15 protein-coding genes are annotated in these 19,803 nt (G+C 65.7%); 10 read left to right on the top strand and 5 right to left on the bottom strand.

Going from position 1 to position 19,803, the window contains the following annotated elements:
• The first annotated feature begins 72 nt into the window (after window positions 1–72).
• The 4 genes from arfB to lepB all read left to right on the top strand — a co-directional run bounded on the left by arfB (window position 73) and on the right by lepB (window position 4,176).
• Window positions 73–504 (top strand): alternative ribosome rescue aminoacyl-tRNA hydrolase ArfB, encoded by a 432-nt coding sequence (gene arfB / locus ACVOMH_RS10015; protein ID WP_481522545.1) that lies wholly within the window; start codon window positions 73–75, stop codon window positions 502–504.
• A 3-nt stretch (window positions 505–507) separates the two neighbouring features.
• Window positions 508–1,110 (top strand): lysophospholipid acyltransferase family protein, encoded by a 603-nt coding sequence (locus ACVOMH_RS10010; RefSeq protein ID WP_481522546.1) that lies wholly within the window; start codon window positions 508–510, stop codon window positions 1,108–1,110.
• A gap of 111 nt (window positions 1,111–1,221) precedes the next feature.
• The gene (gene dcp, locus ACVOMH_RS10005; RefSeq protein ID WP_481551860.1) at window positions 1,222–3,381 is read left to right on the top strand and encodes a peptidyl-dipeptidase Dcp; all 2,160 of its coding nucleotides are present in this window, start codon (window positions 1,222–1,224) and stop codon (window positions 3,379–3,381) included.
• A 174-nt stretch (window positions 3,382–3,555) separates the two neighbouring features.
• Window positions 3,556–4,176, top strand: a complete 621-nt coding sequence (gene lepB / locus ACVOMH_RS10000; protein WP_481522548.1) for a signal peptidase I — start codon at window positions 3,556–3,558, stop codon at window positions 4,174–4,176.
• Window positions 4,177–4,280: 104 nt separating this feature from the next.
• Here lepB and ACVOMH_RS09995 read toward each other — a convergent pair whose 3' ends face one another.
• Window positions 4,281–5,249: a LysR family transcriptional regulator gene (locus ACVOMH_RS09995; protein ID WP_481522549.1), complete on the bottom strand. Its 969-nt coding sequence runs from the start codon at window positions 5,247–5,249 to the stop codon at window positions 4,281–4,283.
• Window positions 5,250–5,357: 108 nt separating this feature from the next.
• Between ACVOMH_RS09995 and aceB the strand changes: the two genes are divergently transcribed.
• The 4 genes from aceB (at window position 5,358) to ACVOMH_RS09975 (ending at window position 12,162) form a co-directional block, all read left to right on the top strand.
• Window positions 5,358–7,001 carry a malate synthase A gene (aceB, locus tag ACVOMH_RS09990; RefSeq protein WP_481522550.1) on the top strand — a complete coding sequence of 548 codons (1,644 nt, stop codon included), beginning with the start codon at window positions 5,358–5,360 and terminating at the stop codon, window positions 6,999–7,001.
• A 41-nt stretch (window positions 7,002–7,042) separates the two neighbouring features.
• Window positions 7,043–8,374, top strand: a complete 1,332-nt coding sequence (gene aceA / locus ACVOMH_RS09985) for an isocitrate lyase (RefSeq protein WP_481551859.1) — start codon at window positions 7,043–7,045, stop codon at window positions 8,372–8,374.
• A gap of 170 nt (window positions 8,375–8,544) precedes the next feature.
• On the top strand, window positions 8,545–9,567 hold the full coding sequence (locus tag ACVOMH_RS09980) for a GGDEF domain-containing protein (RefSeq protein ID WP_481522552.1): 1,023 nt from the start codon (window positions 8,545–8,547) through the stop codon (window positions 9,565–9,567).
• 21 nt (window positions 9,568–9,588) lie between these two features.
• A complete protein-coding gene (locus tag ACVOMH_RS09975) occupies window positions 9,589–12,162 on the top strand; it encodes a putative peptide modification system cyclase (RefSeq protein WP_481551858.1) in 2,574 nt (857 codons plus the stop codon).
• Here the strand turns inward: ACVOMH_RS09975 and ACVOMH_RS09970 are convergent.
• The gene (locus tag ACVOMH_RS09970) at window positions 12,123–12,425 is read right to left on the bottom strand and encodes an NHLP-related RiPP peptide (protein WP_054658123.1); all 303 of its coding nucleotides are present in this window, start codon (window positions 12,423–12,425) and stop codon (window positions 12,123–12,125) included. The genes ACVOMH_RS09975 and ACVOMH_RS09970 overlap by 40 nt on opposite strands.
• 76 nt (window positions 12,426–12,501) lie before the next feature.
• On the opposite strand from ACVOMH_RS09970, the gene ACVOMH_RS09965 reads away from it, so the two are divergent.
• A complete protein-coding gene (locus tag ACVOMH_RS09965) occupies window positions 12,502–13,668 on the top strand; it encodes a putative peptide maturation dehydrogenase (protein WP_481551857.1) in 1,167 nt (388 codons plus the stop codon).
• Window positions 13,669–13,687: 19 nt separating this feature from the next.
• Here ACVOMH_RS09965 and ACVOMH_RS09960 read toward each other — a convergent pair whose 3' ends face one another.
• The 3 genes from ACVOMH_RS09960 to ACVOMH_RS09950 form a co-directional block, all read right to left on the bottom strand.
• Window positions 13,688–15,658, bottom strand: a complete 1,971-nt coding sequence (locus tag ACVOMH_RS09960) for an acetyl/propionyl/methylcrotonyl-CoA carboxylase subunit alpha (protein ID WP_481551856.1) — start codon at window positions 15,656–15,658, stop codon at window positions 13,688–13,690.
• A gap of 390 nt (window positions 15,659–16,048) precedes the next feature.
• Window positions 16,049–17,659 (bottom strand): carboxyl transferase domain-containing protein, encoded by a 1,611-nt coding sequence (locus ACVOMH_RS09955; protein ID WP_481551855.1) that lies wholly within the window; start codon window positions 17,657–17,659, stop codon window positions 16,049–16,051.
• A gap of 105 nt (window positions 17,660–17,764) precedes the next feature.
• The gene (locus tag ACVOMH_RS09950; protein WP_481551854.1) at window positions 17,765–18,928 is read right to left on the bottom strand and encodes an isovaleryl-CoA dehydrogenase; all 1,164 of its coding nucleotides are present in this window, start codon (window positions 18,926–18,928) and stop codon (window positions 17,765–17,767) included.
• A 145-nt stretch (window positions 18,929–19,073) separates the two neighbouring features.
• On the opposite strand from ACVOMH_RS09950, the gene ACVOMH_RS09945 reads away from it, so the two are divergent.
• Window positions 19,074–19,691, top strand: coding sequence for a TetR/AcrR family transcriptional regulator (locus tag ACVOMH_RS09945; protein ID WP_481551853.1), 618 nt, complete (start codon window positions 19,074–19,076; stop codon window positions 19,689–19,691).
• The last annotated feature ends 112 nt before the right edge of the window (window positions 19,692–19,803 follow it).

Here is a 19,803-nt window from a genome sequence, read left to right as displayed (position 1 = left end):
TCGCAACGCGCCGCAGGAAGTGCGCCGCGTTGCGACGGCGGCGCGGGGGCGGTTGCCCCTTACAATGCGCCGATGGCGAGGGACCGGATTGAAATCTCGGAGCAGCTGGCGATACCGGAAACGGAGATCGTCGAGCGTTTCGTGCGCGCGTCCGGCGCCGGCGGCCAGAACGTCAACAAGGTCTCCACCGCCGTGGAACTGCGCTTTGATATCGCCGCCTCGCCGTCGCTGCCCGAGCCGTTGCGCGCGCTTCTGCTGGCCCGGCGCGACCGGCGTATGACCGGCGAAGGCGTGCTGGTGATCGACGCGCAGCGCTTCCGCACCCAGGACCGCAACCGCCAGGACGCGCGTGAACGCCTGGTCAGCTTCATCCAGGCCGGCCTGAGCGTGCCCAAGGCGCGGGTGGCGACCAAACCGACCTACGGCTCCAAGCTGCGCCGCCTGGATGAGAAAAAAGGCCGTGCGCAGGTCAAGCGCGGCCGTTCGCAACGCAATTGGGAGTAGTGCTTGAGCAACCGCTTACCGACCGTGCCGGTCCTGCCGCCGAACATGCCACAACTCAAGGGCCGCGCACTCAGCCGCTGGCTGGGGCGCAGCGTGCTGCGTCTGGGCGGGTGGCATATCCGCGGGCCGATTCCGGACCTGGCCAAGGCGGTGGTGATCGCCGCGCCGCATTCGTCCAACTGGGACGGTCTGTGGGGGCTGGCGGCCAAGATGGCGCTGGGCGTGGACGCGCGCATCCTCGGCAAGGACAAGCTGTTCTGGTGGCCGCTGAGTGTGATCCTGCGCGGGCTCGGAGTGATGCCGGTGGATCGCAGTTCGCCGCAGGGCACGGTGGGACAGGTGGTGGCGATGATCCAGCGCAGTGACCGGGTCTGGTTTGCGTTGGCCCCGGAGGGCACGCGCAAGCCGGTCAAGGAGTGGAAGGGGGGGTTCCTCAAGATCGCACGGATGGCCGAGGTGCCGGTGATTCCTGCCTATTTCCATTACCCGGACAAGACCATCGGCTTCGGCGAGCCGTTTTTCACCAGTGGCGATGATGCGGCCGACATGCTCGCCATCCGCCAGTGGTACCGGCAGTGGATGGGCAAGAACCGCGGTACCGGCTGAGTCCGCGCGGCCGGTGTGCAGGCGGCGGCCGCCACCATCGGCACATGTTGCCGCCGCGGCAACGGAGTAGGGTTGGGGGCTGATCGAAGCCCGTTCCCAAGGAGCCGTTTCATGTCGCGTACCGTTGTCCTGGCCACCGCCATCAGCCTTGCGCTGGCCGCCTGTTCCGGCAAGGAGTCCACTGCCCCCGTGACCACCAACACGCCCCCCCAGGCCGGCCAGCCCGCCGACGCCTCGACCAACCCGTTCATGGCCGTCAGTCCGCTGCCGTTCCAGGCGCCGGCCTTCGACAAGATCAAGGACAGCGACTACCTGCCGGCCTTCGCCGAAGGCATGCGCCAGCACCTGGCCGAGATCAAGCAGATCACCGACAACCCGCAGCCGGCCACCTTCGACAACACCCTGCTGCCGATGGAAAAATCCGGTGCGATGCTGGACCGCGTCAGCCGTGTGTTCTTCAGCGTGGTGCAGGCCGATACCAATCCCGAGCGGCAGAAGATCCAGGAAGAGGTGGTGCCGCAGCTGGCTGCGCACAGCGATGCGATCTATCTGGATGCCAAGCTGTTCGAGCGGGTGAAGGCGGTCTATGACACGCGCCAGGGTGCCGGGCTGGAGCCGGAGCAGCTGCGCGTGGTCGAGGAAACCTACAAGGGCTTCGTCAAAGCCGGCGCCCAGCTCAGCGATCCCGACAAGGAAACGCTGAAGCAGTACAACGCCGAAGAGGCCACCCTTTCCAACGATTTCCACAACAAGCTGGTCGCGGCCACCGCCGCCGGTGCGGTCACCCTCGAGGACAAGGCGCAGCTGGCCGGCCTGTCCGAGGCCGACATCGCTGCCGCTGCCGATGCCGCCAAGGGCCGCAAGCTGGAAGGCAAGTGGGTGCTGGGCCTGCAGAACACCACCCAGCAGCCGGTGCTGGCCTCGCTGCAGGACCGTGCGGTGCGCGCCAAGGTGCTGGAAGCCTCGGAAACCCGCACCGAGCACGGCGATGCCAACGACACCCGCGCGATCATCCAGCGCCTGGCCCAGCTGCGCGCGGCCAAGGCCAAGCTGCTTGGCTTCCCGAACTACGCCGCCTACAACCTGACCGACCAGATGGCGCAGACCCCGGCCAACGCGCTCAAGCTGCTGACCGACACCGTGCCGGCGGCCACCGCCAAGGCCCGTGGCGAGCTGGCCGAGATCCAGAAGGTGATCGACGCGCAGAAGGGCGGCTTCAAGGCCGCCGCCTCGGATTGGGACTTCTACGCCGAGCAGGTGCGCAAGGCCAAGTACGACCTTGACGAGGCGCAGATCAAGCCCTACTTCGAGCTGGACAACGTACTGCAGAACGGCGTGTTCTTCGCCGCCACCCAGCTGTACGGGGTGACCTTCAAGGAGCGCACCGACCTGCCGGTCTACCACCCGGACGTGCGTGTGTTCGAGGTGACCGATGCCGACGGTCAGCCGCTGGCGCTGTTCTACGCCGATTTCTTCAAGCGCGACAGCAAGTCCGGGGGCGCCTGGATGGACGTGTTCGTCGAACAGGACGGCCTGACCGGCACCAAGCCGGTGGTCTACAACGTCAGCAACTTCACCAAGCCTGCCGCCGGCCAGCCGGCGCTGCTGAGCTGGGATGACGTGACCACGATGTTCCACGAGTTCGGTCATGCGCTGCACGGCATGTTCTCCAAGACCACCTATCCGAGCGTGGCCGGCACCGGTGTGCCGCGCGACTTCGTCGAGTTCCCGTCGCAGTTCAACGAGCACTGGGCCTCGGACCCGAAGGTGTTCGCCAACTACGCCAGGCACTACCAGACCAAGGCGGCGATGCCGCAGGAGCTGGTGGAGAAGATCGCCAAGGCCAAGACCTTCAACCAGGGCTATGCCACCACCGAGTACCTGTCGGCGGCACTGTTGGACATGGCGTGGCACACGCAGGGCGCGGATGCGCCGCTGCAGGATGTGGACACGTTCGAGGCCGCTGCGCTCAAACGCTACAAGGTGGACCTGGCGCAGGTGCCGCCGCGCTACCGCAGCAGCTACTTCGACCACATCTGGGGCGGTGGCTATTCGGCCGGTTACTACGCCTACTTCTGGGCGGAGATGATCGACCACGACGCCTTTGAATGGTTCAAGGAGAACGGTGGCCTGACCCGTGAGAACGGCCAGGTGTTCCGCGACAAGATCCTGTCCATCGGCAACACCCGCGATCTGGCCACCGCCTACCGCGACTTCCGTGGCAAGGATCCGAGTGTGGAACCGCTGCTGAAAAACCGTGGTTTGAAGTAAGCGCTGGTGCGGTAAACCGGTAGCGACGGACGGCAGGGGAAACCCTGCCGTTCTGCTGTGCGGCGCTGGCGGGCGGCGGCTGGGTGCCGTGTACCTGGCGGGCGTGCGTCGCACGGGAACTCCCCCGTTGGCTGGCAGGTCAACAGGCTCTCCTCTCCGTGCAGGGCAAGTGCCATGAACGACACGTCGTCTGTTCCCCCGCGCCATCCAGCCATCGCCTGGTTGCGGCGTGAAGCGCTGCCGCTGGCGGTGATGCTGCTGTTGCTCGGCGTGGCCCGCGACACCTTGGCCAACCATTACCAGGTGCCCAGTGGTTCCATGCAGCCCACGCTGCAGCCCGGCGACCGGGTGGCGGTGGATATGCGCGCCTATGGTGTGCGGCTGCCGTTCACGCAGATGCAGCTGCTGGCCACCGGCACGCCGCAGCGCGGAGATGTGGCGGTGTTCGATTCACCGGCCGATGGCACCCGCCTGATCAAGCGGGTGGTGGCGGTGGGTGGGGATCGTGTGGCGCTGCGTGGGGGATACCTGAGCATCAATGGACGGCGTCTGCAGCAGGGTGTCGCCCGCGAGCTTTTCGACGGCAAGCCGGTGCAGCTGGATCTGGATGCAGGCGGAGGTCCGGATATCCCGGGCTTCACCCTCCCCGCCGGCAAACTGCTGGTGATGGGCGATCATCGCGGCAACAGTTTCGATGGCCGTTTCTTCGGTCTGGTCGATGCCGACAAGGTCTACGGCAAGGCGCTGGCGGTGTACTGGCGCCGCGGTGAAGGTCTGGAGTGGCAGCGGCTTTGATCCCCGCCAAACCGTCTGAGCCGCTTCCTGCGGCGCGGCCCGTGGCCCGTTCTGGGTTTGTCCGACAGGAGGCCTGATACCGCCTTCTGGGCAGCGCCTGCCGCCTAGCGCTCGGAGTGCCCGGTATCGTCGTACTGCCGTGGCGCGAACAGATCCGGCTGGATCAACTCGACGAAGGCGCGCGCCTGTGGCGACAACACCTTGCCCCGGCGCACCACCACGCCGTAGCTGCGGGAAGGGAAGAATTCCCCCATCGCGCGCGTGACCAGCTTGTCGCGGTCGGCCTCGTTCAGGCACAGCGCGGTGACGATGCTGATGCCCATACCCATCGCCACGTACTGCTTGATCACCTCCCAGCCGCCCACTTCCAGCGCCACCGTGTAGGGCACGCGGTGCTGCTGGAACACCAGGTCGACCAGCCGCCAGGTGATCTGCCGGCGCGGCGGCAGGATCAGCGGCCACGGGGAGAGGTCTTCCAGCGTCAGGTTCTTTTTCTTTGCCAGCGGGTGGTCGGGCGGGGTGATCAGCACCTGGTCGAAGCGGTAGACCGGGGCGTAGCTGAGGTCGGCCGGTACATCCAGCATGGAGCCGATGGCCAGATCGGCGGCGTCACTGCGCAGCAGATCGGTGCCGTCGGCGCTGATCGCGTTGTGCAGGGTCAGGCGCACATCCGGGTGTAGCCTGCGGAAGTTTTCGACGATCTTTGGCAGCAGATACAGGATGGTCGACGAATTTGCGGCGATGTTCAGCTCGCCCGCGTCCAGTCCGCTGACCTTTTCGCGGAACCGCGGCAGCAGCCCGTCCAGGCTTTCCACCAACGGCTGCGCCATGTCGTACAGCAGCTGACCCTCGCGGGTGGGCACCAGGCGGCGCCCGCTGCGCTCGAAAAGCACTACTCCCAACTCCCGTTCCAGCGCCTGCAGCTGCAGGCTCACCGCCGGCTGGCTGACAAAAAGCGCTTCCGACGCCCGCGAAACCGAGCCCAGACGCACCGTCTGCAGGAACGCCCGCAGCGGCTTGAGCCGATCAGACTTGTAGGAAAAACGAGGGGTTGCGGGCGGTTTGGTTGGCATGGCAAAGCCAGTATTAGCACAACTTATAAAAAGCATTGCAAAAACTGTTTTGTTAAATACCTCCACGCAGCGGCACGTTGGAGCTCCCGACACCCGCAGGAACTTCCAATGTCCGCCGTCGCCCACGCTGTCGCCACGCCGCAGTCCGCCCCCCGCCCGACCCCGGGCATCACCCTGACCACCCAGCTGGCCGGCCAGTCCGCGCTGCTGCCGGCCGGCGTGCTGGGCCTGCTCGTATCGCTGCACCGTGCGGTCGAGCCGGGGCGGCAGGCGCGGTTGGCGGCCCGCCGCGAGCGCCAGGCTTTCTTCGACCAGGGCGGTCTGCCGGATTTCCGTGCCGACACCCGTGCCATCCGCGAGGGCGACTGGACGGTGGCGCCGATCCCGGCCGCGCTGATGGATCGCCGCGTCGAGATCACCGGCCCGACCGACCCGAAGATGGTCATCAACGCGCTGAACTCCGGTGCCAAGGTGTTCATGGCCGACTTCGAGGACTCCACCTCGCCGACCTGGCGCAACGTGCTGGCCGGCCAGCAGACGATGAAGGCGGCGGTGCGCGGTGATCTGGATTTCACCGCGCCGGCCACCGCCAAGGGCCCCGGCAAGCACTACACGCTGCGCCCGTTCGACGAGCAGGCGGTGCTGATCGTGCGCCCGCGCGGCTGGCATCTGGACGAGAAGCACGTGCTGGTTGACGGCCAGCCGATTGCCGGCGGCCTGTTCGACGCGGCGCTGTTCGCCTTCCACAACGCGCAGACGCTGATGGACAAGGACCGCGGCCCCTACTTCTACCTGCCCAAGCTGCAGTCGATGGAAGAGGCGGCGCTGTGGGAGACCGCGCTGTCGCACATCGAAGGCATGCTCGGCCTGCCGCAGGGGCAGATCAAAGTCACGGTGCTGATCGAGACGCTGCCGGCGGTGTTCGAGATGGACGAGATCCTGCATGCGCTGCGCGAGCGCATCGTCGGGCTGAACTGCGGCCGCTGGGACTACATCTTTTCCTACCTGAAGACCTTCCGCCGCCACGCCGACAAGGTGTTGCCCGAGCGCGGCCAGGTGACGATGCCCCAGCCGTTCCTGAAGGCCTACTCGGAACTGCTGATCAAGACCTGCCACCGCCGTGGCGCGCATGCGATGGGCGGCATGGCCGCGCAGATTCCGATCAACCACGATGCTGCCGCCAACGAGCAGGCGATGGCGCGCGTGCGTGCGGACAAGCTGCGCGAGGTCACCGCCGGCCATGACGGCACCTGGGTGGCGCACCCGGCGCTGATCCCGGTGGCGCGCGCGATCTTCGACGAGCATATGCCCGGTCCCAACCAGCATCACGTGCTGCGTCGTGACGTGCAGGTCAGCCGCGATGATCTGATCGCACCGTGCAGCGGCACCATCACCCGTGCCGGCTTCGAGAACAACGTCGAGGTGTGCGTGCGCTACCTGGCCGCCTGGCTGGATGGCAATGGCTGCGTGCCCATCCACAACCTGATGGAAGACGCCGCCACCGCCGAGATCAGCCGCAGCCAGATCTGGCAGTGGCTGCATGCCGGCAACCAGCATCTGGACGACGGCACGGCGATCGATTTCGCGCTGCTGACCAGCACCCTGCGCGCTTTGCCGGCGCGCCTTGGCGACACCTCCGCGCTGCCCGGCGGCGGCCGCATCACCCAGGCCATCGGCCTGCTCGACCAGCTCAGCCGCGCCGACGAGCTGGCCGACTTCCTGACCCTGCCGGCCTACCGGCAGATCGATTGACCCCTCCCCTTACGCAAGCACGACTTTTCGAGGACAGCACGATGAGCAGCTACCAGCAACAGATCGCCGCCCTGCAGCAGGACTGGGATACCAACCCGCGTTGGAAGGGGCTGAAGCGCACCTATAGCGCCGCCGACGTGGTGCGCCTGCGTGGCAGCGTGCAGCCGGAATACACCCTGGCCAAGCGCGGCGCCGAGCGCCTGTGGGAACTGGTCAATGGCGCTTCGAAGAAGGGCTACGTCAACGCCTTCGGTGCGATCAGCGCCGGCCAGGCGATGCAGCAGGCCAAGGCCGGGCTGGAAGCGGTGTACCTGTCCGGCTGGCAGGTGGCCGCCGACGGCAACACCTCCGAAACCATGTACCCGGACCAGTCGCTGTACGCCTACGACTCGGTGCCGACCATGGTCCGCCGCATCAACAACACCTTCCAGCGCGCCGACGAGATCCAGTGGAAGAACATCATCGACGGCAAGATCAAGGCCGAGGACGCGATCGACTTCTTCCTGCCGATCGTCGCCGATGGCGAGGCCGGCTTCGGCGGCGTGCTCAACGCCTATGAGCTGATGAAGAACATGATCGTTGCCGGCGCCGCCGCGGTGCACTTCGAGGACCAGCTGGCGGCGGTGAAGAAGTGCGGCCACATGGGCGGCAAGGTGCTGGTGCCGACCCAGGAGGCGATCCAGAAGCTGTCCGCCGCGCGCCTGGCCGCCGACGTGCTGGGCGTGCCGACCATCGTGCTGGCGCGTACCGATGCCGAAGCCGCCAACCTGCTGACCAGCGACCTCGACCCCAACGACGCCCCGTTCGTCACCGGCCAGCGCACCGCCGAGGGCTTCTACCGCGTCAAGAACGGCCTGGAGCAGGCGATCAGCCGCGGCGTGGCCTATGCCCCGCACGCCGACCTGGTGTGGTGCGAAACCGGCACCCCGGACCTGGGCTTTGCCCGCGAGTTCGCCCAGGCCGTGCATGCCGCCAGCCCCGGCAAGCTGCTGTCCTACAACTGCTCGCCCTCGTTCAACTGGAAGAAGAACCTGGACGACAAGACCATTGCCAGGTTCCAGGACGAGCTGGCCGCGCTGGGCTACAAGTACCAGTTCATCACCCTGGCCGGCATCCACATCAACTGGTTCAACACCTTCAAGTTCGCCCACGACTATGCCCGTGGCGAGGGCATGCGCCACTACGTGGAGCAGGTGCAGGAACCGGAGTTCGCTGCCCGCGAGCAGGGCTACACTTTCGTCTCGCATCAGCAGGAAGTGGGCGCCGGCTACTTCGACGATGTGACCACGGTGATCCAGGGCGGCGCGTCGAGCGTGACCGCGCTGACCGGGTCCACCGAAGAGGAGCAGTTCCAGACGGAAAAGGCCGCGTGAGTACGGCTTAGGTGACGACGGGAAGGGGCTCTTACGGGCCCCTTCTTTTGGAGGTCAAAGCGAAGCTGTATTCCCGGAGTTGGGATCCACATCACCTTATTTTGATGATAGGCTCTTGCGCATTACTCGCCGGCAAATGGCGGGAATCCATGAGGCAACGGATGAGCGGCATGGGGTCAGGGGGACCGGTAGTGCAGGAACATCTTCCCGCCAGCGTCGCCGATGCTGGGGATGCTGCGCTGCGCGCGCAGGTTTCTGCGGTGGAGTTCGCCCTGTTCGCACCGTTCGGTGACCGCCGCATGCTGGCTGACGGCGAGGTGCTGTTCCAGCGCGGTGATATCGGCACCTCGATGTTCATCATCGTCAGTGGGGCCATCTGCCTGGACTTCGGCCCGGGCTTGCCGCCCAAGCAGCTGGGACCGAATGATTTTTTCGGCGAACTCGGATTGCTGGTCGACCGCCATCCGCGTTCTTCCGCCGCGCGCGCCTGTGGCGATACCGTCCTGCTGGAAGTCACCTGTGCCAATTTCCATCGGCTGATCGATCAGGACCCGGCAACGGTGGTGTTCTTCCTGCGGCGCACGTTGTGGCGGGTGGTCTCCAGTGAGCAGCGCCTGATCGACCAGCTGAGCCGCCGCAATCAGGAGCTGGAAGAGACGTTGAGCAATCTGTACAGCGCCAACGACGAGCTGCACCGTACCCGCGAGCTGGTCTATACCGACGACCTGACGGGGATGGGCAACAGGCGCGCGCTCACGGTCTATCTGCAGGAGGCGCACCGTTCCGGGCAGCGTCCGCAGGGCCTGTTGCTGATCGATTGCGATGACTTCAAGGCGCTCAATGACTCCCACGGCCACCTCGCCGGCGACCATGTGCTGAAGCGCCTGGGCCGGGTGCTCAGTTCGGTGGCGGGGAAAGACGATATCGCCTGCCGCCTTGGCGGCGACGAATTCTGCGTTCTGTTGAAGCACGCGGACATGGAGCGGTTGACGCGTGTAGCGGCTTTCATTCTTGAAGCCGTGCGCGGGCTGGAGGCGTTCCCCGGGGCGATGCCGGGTATCTGCTCGGTGAGCATCGGCATCGTGCCGATGGAAACGCACCAGCATTGGAACGATGCCTATTCGCGCGCCGATGACGCCCTTTATGAGGCCAAGCGCCTCGGTGGGGGGCGTGCCCAGTGGACACTGCGCTGACCGGTCACGTGGAGCGGTGACGTGGAAGAGGTTCCTGAAAGCCTGCAGTCCAGCCGCCAGTTCAAGACGCTGGTCCTGACCGACCTGTGCGACTCGGTGGCGCTGGTCGAGCGGATCGGCGACAACGCCGCCGCCGATCTGTTCCGCACGCTCGATGCCCAGGTCATGCAGTTGCTGCGGCGCTGGAACGGCCGTTTGATTGACCGCTCCGATGGCATGTTCCTGCTGTTCAATGCACCGGTGGACGGCCTGGGGTTCGCCCTGGATTACCTGGACGTCCTGGATCGTCTTGGCAAGGAAAAGAAGTTGCCGCTGCGCGCTCGGCTGGGTATGCACGTGGGCTATGTGCTGTCCTGGCACAACAGCGAGGAGGCTGTGGCCGCCGGTGCCAAATCACTGGAAGTGGAGGGGCTGGCCAAACCGATGGCGGCAAGGCTGATGGCTTTGGCGCGGCCGGGACAGATCCTGCTGTCGGCGGCAGCCGAATCGATGATGCGCAGTGCCCAGCGCGAACTGGATGACCGGGGTGCCAGGCTGAAGTGGAAGTCGCACGGACATTGGCATTTCAAGGGGATGCCAAGCGCCCAGGAGGTATTCGAGGTCGGCAGGGAGGGCCGCGCGCCGTTGCGCATGCCGCCGGGTTCGGAAAAGGCGTGGCGGGAGTTGCCCCTCTGGCGCCGTCCGCTGGCGCTGGTGACGGAAGCGGTACTGCTGTTGGGACTGCTGATTGCTGCGTGGGTAATTGTGCGGCCGGAACCTGCCATTGCCTTCGCCGAGCGCAACTGGGTGCTTGTAGGGGGGGTACGCAATCTGACCGGGGAATCCCTGCTGGATGACTCGATCGAGCAGGCGTTCCGCATCAGTCTGGAACAGTCCCGTTTCGTCAACGTGCTGAGCGAGCTGCAGGTACAAAAAACGCTGGGGTTGATGCAGCTGGATGCGGACCAGGCGATGACCGCGCGGGTCGCCTCGGAAGTGGCCATCCGCGATGGTGCACGGGCGGTGCTCATGGCCCGGGTGGATGAAATCGGCAACCGGTTCCGCTTCACGGTAGAGATCATCAATCCCGCAGATGGCCGCACACTGGATTCGCTGTACGCCGAAGGCCGTGGCGTGAATTCATTGTTGGCCTCGGTGGACACCGTGAGCGGGCGCCTGCGTACCCGCCTGGGTGAGCCCAGCCTGGCGCTGGCGCGTGACTCCGAGCCGCTCCCGGAAGTGACCACTTCCAACCTGGAAGCCTTGCGCGCCTATGCGCTGGCCCTGAAGGCGATGGCCGTACGCGACTACGTGCTGGCCGAGAATCTGTACAAGAAGGCTCTGGAAATCGATCCCGATTTCGCGCTGGCGAACATGGGTCTGGCGCGCATCTACTGGTCCGGATTGGATGAAGCACCTGCTTTGGCTCAACTTGATGCCGCGCTGTCCCATCGTGACCGGCTGCCGCCGCGCGATCAGATGTATCTGGAGGCCTGGCAGCACGAATTGCGCTCGGCAGCATCGCCCTTGCCACAGTGGAAGCTGCTGGCGACGATGTATCCGGACTACTTCGCAGGTCCGTCCAATACGTCCTGGTACCTGATCGTGGAGAACCGGTTCGAAGAGGCGTTGCCCTTCGCGCAGGCGGCGGCGGTCCCGCAGGACCCGATGCGTGCGGTGCCGCTGGATCATGTCGGCCGCATCCAGCTGGCGCTGGGCAAGGCCGAACAGGCGCTGCAGACGTTCCGTGAGGCCGAAAGCGAAGGCGGCGGCAAGCCGTTGCGCTACAGCGGCAACGCACTTGCGGTCCTGGGGCGGCTGGATGAAGCGCAGAAGCTGCTCGAGCAGATCAGGCCGGCGCCGGGCAATCCCTCCAGCCTCTATGCCTCCATGGACCGGATCAGTGTGGCCTTGAGCCGCTCGCAGCGGGCACAGGCCGTGGCCGAAGCCGAGCAGGCGTCACAGCTATCCACGCAGTACGGACCCGACCACGTGGTCCAGTTCAAGTTGCTGGAACAGATGACGAGAATGCTGGCCAGCGATGCCGGCAGCTCGGCGGCAACCCTGGCGTCGCTGCGAGATGAATCGGTGAACTATGCGCGGGGAACGGGCAATGTCAGAGGACGGCAGAACGCACTGTTCCGGGCACTTGTCGCTATCCATCTGGCACAACGCTCGGGCTTTACCGCATCCAGTCGCCGCGGGTTGGATGCGTTGCCACGCCTGTCCGAGCTGGATGGGCCGTTCAACCTGGCGTGGATGCGGCGGCTGGTAAATGCCACACAGGCACGGCTGGAGGGGCGTCCGGAGGAATCCGTGAGACTGCTTGCTCCGCTACTGGATGGCACCGAGGCGGTGCAGGTCCGGGTGGAGCTGGCCGCTGCGTTCGACGCGATGGGGGATGCCCGGTCGGCACGCATCCACCGTGCGTGGCTGTCGGAGAACCTGGGCCGGGCCTACGTGGAGTTCAATGGAAGCCAGCTACTGCAGCCGCTGAACGTCAGCGACGTTCTGGAGGCTGCCGAGAAGTTGCGGGGGGAGTCTGCATCGCTCCCCCGCGCCCAGGCTCCAGCGCCTCAGCTGCCGACCGCTTCGTTGATCCGGCCAGCCTCGTAGCAGAAGATCACCGTCAGGCCCACCGCCGAGGTCAGGTGTTCCATCAGCTGTCCCCGTGCCTGTGCGAATTCCTCCTTGCTGGCGAGTTTCTCCACGGTCAGGCAGTAGGGCGTGGCGCCGGCAGGAGGGGTATAGCCGAGCGACGTCAGCGCCGCCCGGGCATCGTTGGCGAATGCCTCGCGGAAGGCATCGTTGGTGGAAAGCTGCTGCAGCAACTGGTCGGCGACGTCATGGGGAAGGGGGGCGTGATCAGCGTTGGTCATGGAGTCTTCCAGTGAGGTGGGTGTTGCAGGTCGAAGTGAGTAGCGGCATGAATCGTAAGGCATCAAGTGGGGCGTTATGGAAGTAAGGCGTTGTAGCGTTCTGTTCTTCGAGCCGCTGGAAAGCGCCAGCTTCAGTCTGGCGGTACTTCTCGGTGGCGGCGACGGGTTGGAACGCCGTCGTTCATGGCGTGCGCTGGCCCCGCACTTGAGCGAAGGCGCGGTGGACGTTGCGGACTGGATGGTGCAGACACTGGGCCAGTGCAGCCCCAGTCGATGGAGTCGGGCAGACACGTTGGGCCTTGCACCGGAGCAGCTCCAGGCGCTGCTGGATACCGGGTTGCTGGTGAGCGATGCCGCAGAGCCAGCCTGGCGGCAGCACCGCGAAGCGGACGAGCGGTTGCGTGAGGCGAACTGGTGGCCATTGGCAGCAGCGTATGTTGCGCGTGGTCGCTGGTCGCAGATCGACAGCGCAGCTGACATGGAGCGCAACGGGACCAATACCATCGCCGGCCTGGTCGGCCATTTCGGCACGCCGCGCCCCGAACCGCAGCCGCCAATTGATCTTCGGCTCGGTCCTGGCGTGGCTACGGAATTCGATGCCGTACTGCGTCGCCGGGTGACCTGTCGGAACTTCTCCGACGAGCCGCTGCCCTTGTCGGCGTTCCAGACCCTGATGGAGCGCGTCTTCGCCGCGACGCATGTCGTGGAACCTGCGCCGGGATTGCGCTTCCTGAAGCGCAGCAGCCCGTCCGGTGGTGGTCTGCATGCCACTGATGCCTATCTGCTGGTGCAGCAGGTCGAAGGCGTGCCGCCGGGCCTGTACCGCTACCTGGCCGACAGCCATTCGCTTTCGCGCCTCCCGTCGCCCGAGCTGCCACTGGATCAGCTGGCGACAGCGATGGTGGCCGGCCAGTATTGGTTTTCCAATGCGCCGGTGATGGTTGCGCTGGTCGCCACCTATCGCCGCAGTTTCTGGAAGTACCGCAATCACACCAAGGCTTACAGGGCACTGGTGCTGGACGCGGGGCATCTGTCGCAGACCTTGTATCTGTCGGCGACGGAAATGGACCTGGGGGCCTTCGTCACGGCAGCGGTCAACGAACACCAGATTGAACAGATGTTCGGCCTGGATGCCCTCACCTCCGGTGTGATCGCGGTCTGCGGCTTCGGTCGGCGCAGACCGGCATTGCGCATTACCGAATTTGATCCGGGCAACGCGGTGTGGCCCGCGACCACCGCATGAGGCGGCGGTTGCGCGGCGCTCACCCGGCTTCGAAATCCACCAGCACCGTGCCATCTCCAACCTGATCCCCTGCCTTGGCGCGGAAGCCATGCACGGTGCCGTTGGACGGCGCCTGCAGGGTGTGCTCCATCTTCATGGCCTCCATCACCAGCAGCGGCGTGCCACGGCTGACGGTGCTGCCGGGCTCGACCAGCAGTGTCACCACGCGCCCGGGCATCGGCGCGAGCAGGCTGCCACCCGGGTCGCCGGCACTGTCGGCCTCGGTGACCGGATCGTGCACGATGAAGCGCTGTTGCCGTTCCTCGCCCAATACGTGCAGCACATTGCCATCACGTAGCACGTTCCCGCGATAGAGGCGGTCGCCGACCTGCAGGGCGTAACCGTTGCCGTGCGCCCTGCCGATGACGTGAACCAGCGCGTCGCCGACCTGTACCTGCCAGCCATCGGGCTGCCTGCGCACCTGCAGCGTCTGTTGCTGCTGCAGATGTTCCACGAGGAGCGAACGCGCGGCTGCACCGGTGATGCGCCAGCCATCGTTGATGGCCCACGGGGAGGTGTCGTTCGTCGCAGCGGCCGCGTCGTTGCAAGCCAGTACCGCCGCCAGCGCCCAATCTGCCACGGTTGCAGCGCTGTGCTGGATATCCAGCGCAGCGTGCTCGCGTTCTATCAGTGCGGTATCCAGGTTGGCGTGCTGGAACGAACCGGTAATCACCAGCCGGCGCAGGAAGGCCGCATTGGTGGTGACGCCCACCACCTGGCATTGCGCCAGTGCATGCTGCATGCGCTGCAGCGCGCGGTCGCGGTCCGCATCCCAGACGATCAGCTTGGCGATCATCGGATCGTAGTACGGGGTGATGGCATCACCTTGTTCCACACCGGCATCAATGCGGACATTGGCGCTGGGCTGTGGCAGGCGCAGATGACGCAAGGTGCCGGTGGAGGGCAGGAAGCCGCGGTCGGCATCCTCGGCGTACAGGCGCGCCTCGATCGCGTGACCGCAGATCTGCAGCTGTTGCTGGGTCTTCGGCAGCGGTTGGCCTGCGGCTACGCGCAGCTGCCATTCAACCAGATCGGTGCCGGTGATCAGCTCGGTGACCGGATGCTCGACCTGCAGGCGGGTGTTCATTTCCATGAAATAGAAATCGCCATCCGGGCCGGCAATGAATTCCACCGTGCCAGCACCGACATAGCCCACCGCACGTGTGGCATCAGTGGCGGCCTTGCCCATGGCGGCGCGACGTTCGGGCGTCATGCCGGGCGCGGGCGCTTCTTCCAGCACCTTCTGGTGACGGCGCTGCACCGAGCAGTCGCGCTCGAACAGATAGACCACGTTACCGTGGCTGTCGCCAAACACCTGGATCTCGATATGGCGCGGCCGCTCGACGTACTTCTCCACCAGCACGTGGGCATTGCCGAACGCCGCCTGTGCCTCGCGCTGGCAGCTGGCCAGCGCCGCTTCGAAGTCGGCACTGGCCTCAACCTTGCGCATGCCCTTGCCGCCACCGCCAGCGCTGGCCTTGATCAGCACCGGATAACCAATCGCATCGGCCTGCGCGCGCAGGAACTCCGGTTCCTGCCGCTCACCGTGATAGCCCGGCGTCAGTGGCACGTTGGCAGTTTGCATCAAGGCCTTGGCCGAACTCTTGTCGCCCATCGCATCGATGGCGCTGGCCGGCGGTCCAATGAACACGATGCCAGCAGCATCACAGGCACGCGCGAAGCCAGCATTCTCGGACAGGAAGCCATAACCAGGGTGGATAGCTTGCGCACCACTACGACGCGCTGCTTCGAGAATGACCTCGGCGCGCAGATAGCTCTCGGCAGCCGGCGCGGCACCAATATGGATAGCCTCGTCAGCCAGCCGCACGTGCCGCGCATTGCGATCGGCATCCGAATACACCGCGACGGTAGCGATGCCAAGACGCCGGCAGGTAGCGATGACGCGGCAGGCGATTTCACCGCGATTGGCGATCAGGATCTTGTTGAACATGACTTTATCCGTTGAGTGCCGAGGCGATGGAATTGCTGCGAAGAGCGGAAGTTGCGAGGCCGAGCTTTGCTCTGGCCTTTGACTTTGATCTTAGGGGCCCCTTACGTAGCGACGGAGCCGGCAGACAAGACCCAGAAGGGGCGGCGCACAAGGAAGTGCGTCGTTTTTCGACGAGACAGGGACGTCTCGTCGAAAAATCCTGCCGGCGGAGTGGACCCGCGCCGCGCAGCGGTGTGGGCGCGAAGGCAGGGTGTGCTTGACCAGCCATTCGGCTGTTGAACAGGCGCTTCTTTTGGATATCTTTTCTTTGCACAAGCAAAGAAAAGTAACTCGCTCCCCGGAGGGGAGTGAAAGCCCTTGCTGTTGCTGTCAGAGCGGCAATCATGCCAATCACATCCGGAACACGCCAAACCGCGTGTCCTGCACGGGCGCATTGAGACTGGCAGCCAAAGCCAACCCAAGCACCCGCCGCGTATCCGCCGGATCGATCACCCCGTCGTCCCACAACCGCGCACTGGCGTAATACGGATGGCCCTGCTGCTCGAACTGGTCGCGGATCGGCTGCTTGAACGTGTCTTCTTCTTCGGCCGACCACGCACCGCCCTTGGCCTCGATGCCGTCGCGCTTGACCGTGGCCAGCACGCTGGCCGCCTGTTCGCCGCCCATCACGCCGATGCGCGCGTTCGGCCACATCCACAGGAAGTGGGGGGAATAGGCGCGGCCGCACATGCCGTAGTTGCCGGCACCGAACGAGCCGCCGATCACCACCGTGTACTTGGGCACGCGTGCGTTGGCCACCGCCATCACCAGCTTGGCCCCGTCCTTGGCGATGCCGCCGTGCTCGTATTTGCGGCCGACCATGAAGCCGGTGATGTTCTGCAGGAACAGCAGCGGAATGTTGCGCTGGCAGCACAGCTCGATGAAGTGCGCCCCCTTCAGCGCCGACTCCGAGAACAGGATGCCGTTGTTGGCGATGATGCCAACCGGATGGCCATGCACATGGGCAAAACCGGTGACCAGGGTGTTGCCGTAGCGCGGCTTGAACTCGTCCAGGCGCGAGCCGTCGACGATGCGTGCGATCACCTCGCGCACGTCATAAGGCTTGCGGGTGTCGGCGGGAATCACACCGTACAGCTCGTGCGCATCGAACAGTGGCTCTTCGCTGGGCTGCAGCGCGACGCCCGGTTCGGGATTGCGCCAGTTGAGGTTGGCGATGATCGCCCGCACCCGCGCCAGCGCCTGCAGGTCGTTGTCGGCCATGTGGTCGGCCACGCCGGAAATGCGGGTGTGCACGTCGGCGCCCCCCAGTTCTTCGGCGCTGACCACTTCGCCGGTGGCCGCCTTCACCAGCGGTGGGCCACCGAGGAAGATGGTGCCCTGTTCCTTGACGATGACGGTCTCATCGCTCATCGCCGGTACATACGCGCCGCCGGCGGTGCAGCTGCCCATCACGCAGGCGATCTGCGGGATGCCCTGCGCCGACAGATTGGCCTGGTTGTAGAAGATGCGGCCGAAGTGATCGCGATCCGGGAACACCTCATCCTGCAGCGGCAGGAAGGCGCCGCCGGAGTCGACCAGGTAGATGCAGGGCAGGCGGTTCTGCTGGGCGATTTCCTGCGCGCGCAGATGCTTCTTCACCGTCACCGGGTAGTAGGTGCCGCCCTTGACCGTGGCGTCGTTGGCCACGATCAGGCATTCCACGCCGGAGACGCGGCCGATGCCGGCGACCATGCCGGCGCCGGGCACCGGATCGTCGTACATGCCATGGGCGGCCAGCGGCGCGATCTCGAGAAACGCGCTGCCGGGATCGAGCAGGGCATCGATCCGCTCACGCACCAGCAGCTTGCCGCGCGCGGTGTGTTTGGCCCGCGCCGCATCGCTGCCGCCGCGGGCGGTGGCCGTCAGGGTGGCGCGCAGATCATCGACCTGGGCCTGCATCGCGGCGCGATTGGCTTCGAAGCTGTCACTGCCGGGTTGCAGCTGGGAGGTGAGTACGGTCATGGCCGGAATCCTGAGGGTGCATGGAGCATGTCGGTTGCCGCATGGGCGCGAGGGTATGGTGTTCGAATCGCTTCACCGGTTTCCGGGGAAGGCGATCAAGCGCCATCACGCCGTGCGCTGGAACAGTTCGCGGCCGATCAGCATGCGGCGGATCTCCGAAGTGCCGGCGCCGATCTCGTACAGTTTGGCGTCGCGCCACAAACGTCCGGCCGAGTACTCGTTGATGTAGCCGTTGCCGCCGAGGATCTGGATCGCCTCACCCGCGGCCCAGGTGGCCTTCTCGGCCGAATACAGGATCGCGCCGGCCGCGTCCTGGCGTGTGGTCCTGCCCTGGTCGCAGGCCTTGGCCACCGCGTACACATAGGCGCGGCAGGCGTTGAAGCCGACGTACATGTCGGCCAGCTTGGCCTGGATCAGCTGGAACGTGCCGATCGCCTCGCCGAACTGCTTGCGCTCGTGCACGTACGGCAGCACCACATCCAGTGCCGCGGCCATCAGGCCCAGCGGGCCTCCGGAGAGCACCACGCGTTCGTAGTCCAGTCCGGACATCAGCACTTTCACGCCGCCGCCGACCTCGCCGAGCACGTTCTCGACCGGCACTTCGCAATCCTGGAATACCAGTTCGCAGGTGTTGGACGAACGCATGCCGAGCTTGTCCAGCTTCTGCGCGGTGGAGAAGCCCTTCATGCCCTTCTCGATGATGAAGGCGGTGATGCCGCGCGAACCGGCGTCCGGGTCGGTCTTGGCATAGACCACCAGTACATCGGCATCGGGGCCGTTGGTGATCCACATCTTGTTGCCGTTGAGCACGTAGTGGTCGCCGCGCAGCTCGGCGCGCAGCTTCATCGACACCACGTCCGAGCCGGCGCCCGGTTCGCTCATCGCCAAGGCGCCGACGTGTTCGCCGCTGCACAGCTTGGGCAGGTACCTGTGCTTCTGCGCCTCGCTGGCGTTCTTGCGCAGCTGGTTGAGGCACAGGTTGGAATGCGCGCCGTAGGACAGGCCGACGCCACCCGAAGCGCGTGAGATTTCTTCCATCGCCACCACGTGCGCCAGATAGCCCATGCCGCTGCCGCCGTACTGCTCTTCCACGGTCATGCCCAGCAGGCCCTGCTCGCCGAGCTGGCGCCAGAGCTGGTTGGGAAAATGGTTGGTCGCGTCGGCGTCGGCGGCCAGCGGCGCGATATGTGCCGCGGCAAACTGCGCCACGCTTTCGCGCAGCATGTCGATCTCTTCGCCGAGATCGAAGGACAGGGAGGGGATATGCATGGGGGCGGCTCCAGAACTGCTTGGCGAGGGGCGCTCCGGGGTGGGGATGACGGGAGAGGCCGTCAGCACGGGCGTTTGCGCGCAGCCTAACGGGTCCGTGCAAAGAAGTGAATACAAATTCAAAAATTGAACATAGAATCATTCCATGGCCTACAAACGCTCGGAACGGATGGAAAAGCGCCTCGCCGGCAACCGCGAGGCGATCCTGGCGGCCGCCCGGCGACTGGTCGCGGCCGGCGGCTACCGCAACGCGCCGATCACCGCCGTGGCGGCCGAGGCCGGCGTATCCACCGGCCTGATCTACCGCCACTTTCCGTCCAAGGCCGAACTGTTCGTCGAGGTGCTGACCGCGGCCGTGGAGCACGAGTTGGAGATCCTCGAGGCCATTGCTGATGAGCCCCTGCCGGCAGCGCAGCTGCTGCAACGGGCGGTGGCCTCGTTCGTGCGCCGCGCCATGGCCGGTCCCGGGCTGGCCTATGCCTTCATTGCCGAGCCGGTGGACCCGGAGGTGGAAGCCGAGCGTATCCGCTGCCGGCGGCTGTTCGGCGATGTATTCAAGCGCATCCTGGAAGACGGCGTGCGTAGCGGCGAGCTGCCTGCGCAGGATCTGGATGTGAGCGCGGCTTGCATCGTCGGGGCGTTCACCGAGGCGCTGGTCGGGCCGACCGCACCCAGCCGCGAGGGCCTGCGCGATGGCGAACATCTGGTGACGGCCATCAGCGCGCTGTGTCTGCGTGCCGCCGGCGCCCGCCTGCAGGCGTAATTCCACGCGCGCCGGATGCTGCATCGCCACACGCCCGCACGCACGTTCACCCGTTGCGGGCGGCAGCGGGCGCTGGTCTATACTCGCCCGGCAACTGCTGGTCCACCGACTA

It is taken from the genome of Stenotrophomonas sp. STEN013 (genome assembly GCF_056760355.1).
Note: the sequence above shows the minus strand (reverse complement) of the source record. Positions and strands in the feature narration are given on the sequence as shown.

What these genes read in the sequence shown, in the direction of transcription:
- ACVOMH_RS09980 (WP_481522552.1), top strand. Translation starts at nt 8,545, where the DNA reads ATGGGGTCAGGGGGACCGGTAGTGCAGGAACATCTTCCCGCCAGCGTC.
- ACVOMH_RS09955 (WP_481551855.1), bottom strand. Translation starts at nt 17,659, where the DNA reads ATGACCGTACTCACCTCCCAGCTGCAACCCGGCAGTGACAGCTTCGAA.
- dcp (WP_481551860.1), top strand. Translation starts at nt 1,222, where the DNA reads ATGTCGCGTACCGTTGTCCTGGCCACCGCCATCAGCCTTGCGCTGGCC.
- ACVOMH_RS09965 (WP_481551857.1), top strand. Translation starts at nt 12,502, where the DNA reads ATGGAAGTAAGGCGTTGTAGCGTTCTGTTCTTCGAGCCGCTGGAAAGC.
- aceA (WP_481551859.1), top strand. Translation starts at nt 7,043, where the DNA reads ATGAGCAGCTACCAGCAACAGATCGCCGCCCTGCAGCAGGACTGGGAT.
- ACVOMH_RS09970 (WP_054658123.1), bottom strand. Translation starts at nt 12,425, where the DNA reads ATGACCAACGCTGATCACGCCCCCCTTCCCCATGACGTCGCCGACCAG.
- arfB (WP_481522545.1), top strand. Translation starts at nt 73, where the DNA reads ATGGCGAGGGACCGGATTGAAATCTCGGAGCAGCTGGCGATACCGGAA.
- ACVOMH_RS09995 (WP_481522549.1), bottom strand. Translation starts at nt 5,249, where the DNA reads ATGCCAACCAAACCGCCCGCAACCCCTCGTTTTTCCTACAAGTCTGAT.
- ACVOMH_RS09950 (WP_481551854.1), bottom strand. Translation starts at nt 18,928, where the DNA reads ATGCATATCCCCTCCCTGTCCTTCGATCTCGGCGAAGAGATCGACATG.
- ACVOMH_RS09945 (WP_481551853.1), top strand. Translation starts at nt 19,074, where the DNA reads ATGGCCTACAAACGCTCGGAACGGATGGAAAAGCGCCTCGCCGGCAAC.
- aceB (WP_481522550.1), top strand. Translation starts at nt 5,358, where the DNA reads ATGTCCGCCGTCGCCCACGCTGTCGCCACGCCGCAGTCCGCCCCCCGC.
- lepB (WP_481522548.1), top strand. Translation starts at nt 3,556, where the DNA reads ATGAACGACACGTCGTCTGTTCCCCCGCGCCATCCAGCCATCGCCTGG.
- ACVOMH_RS09960 (WP_481551856.1), bottom strand. Translation starts at nt 15,658, where the DNA reads ATGTTCAACAAGATCCTGATCGCCAATCGCGGTGAAATCGCCTGCCGC.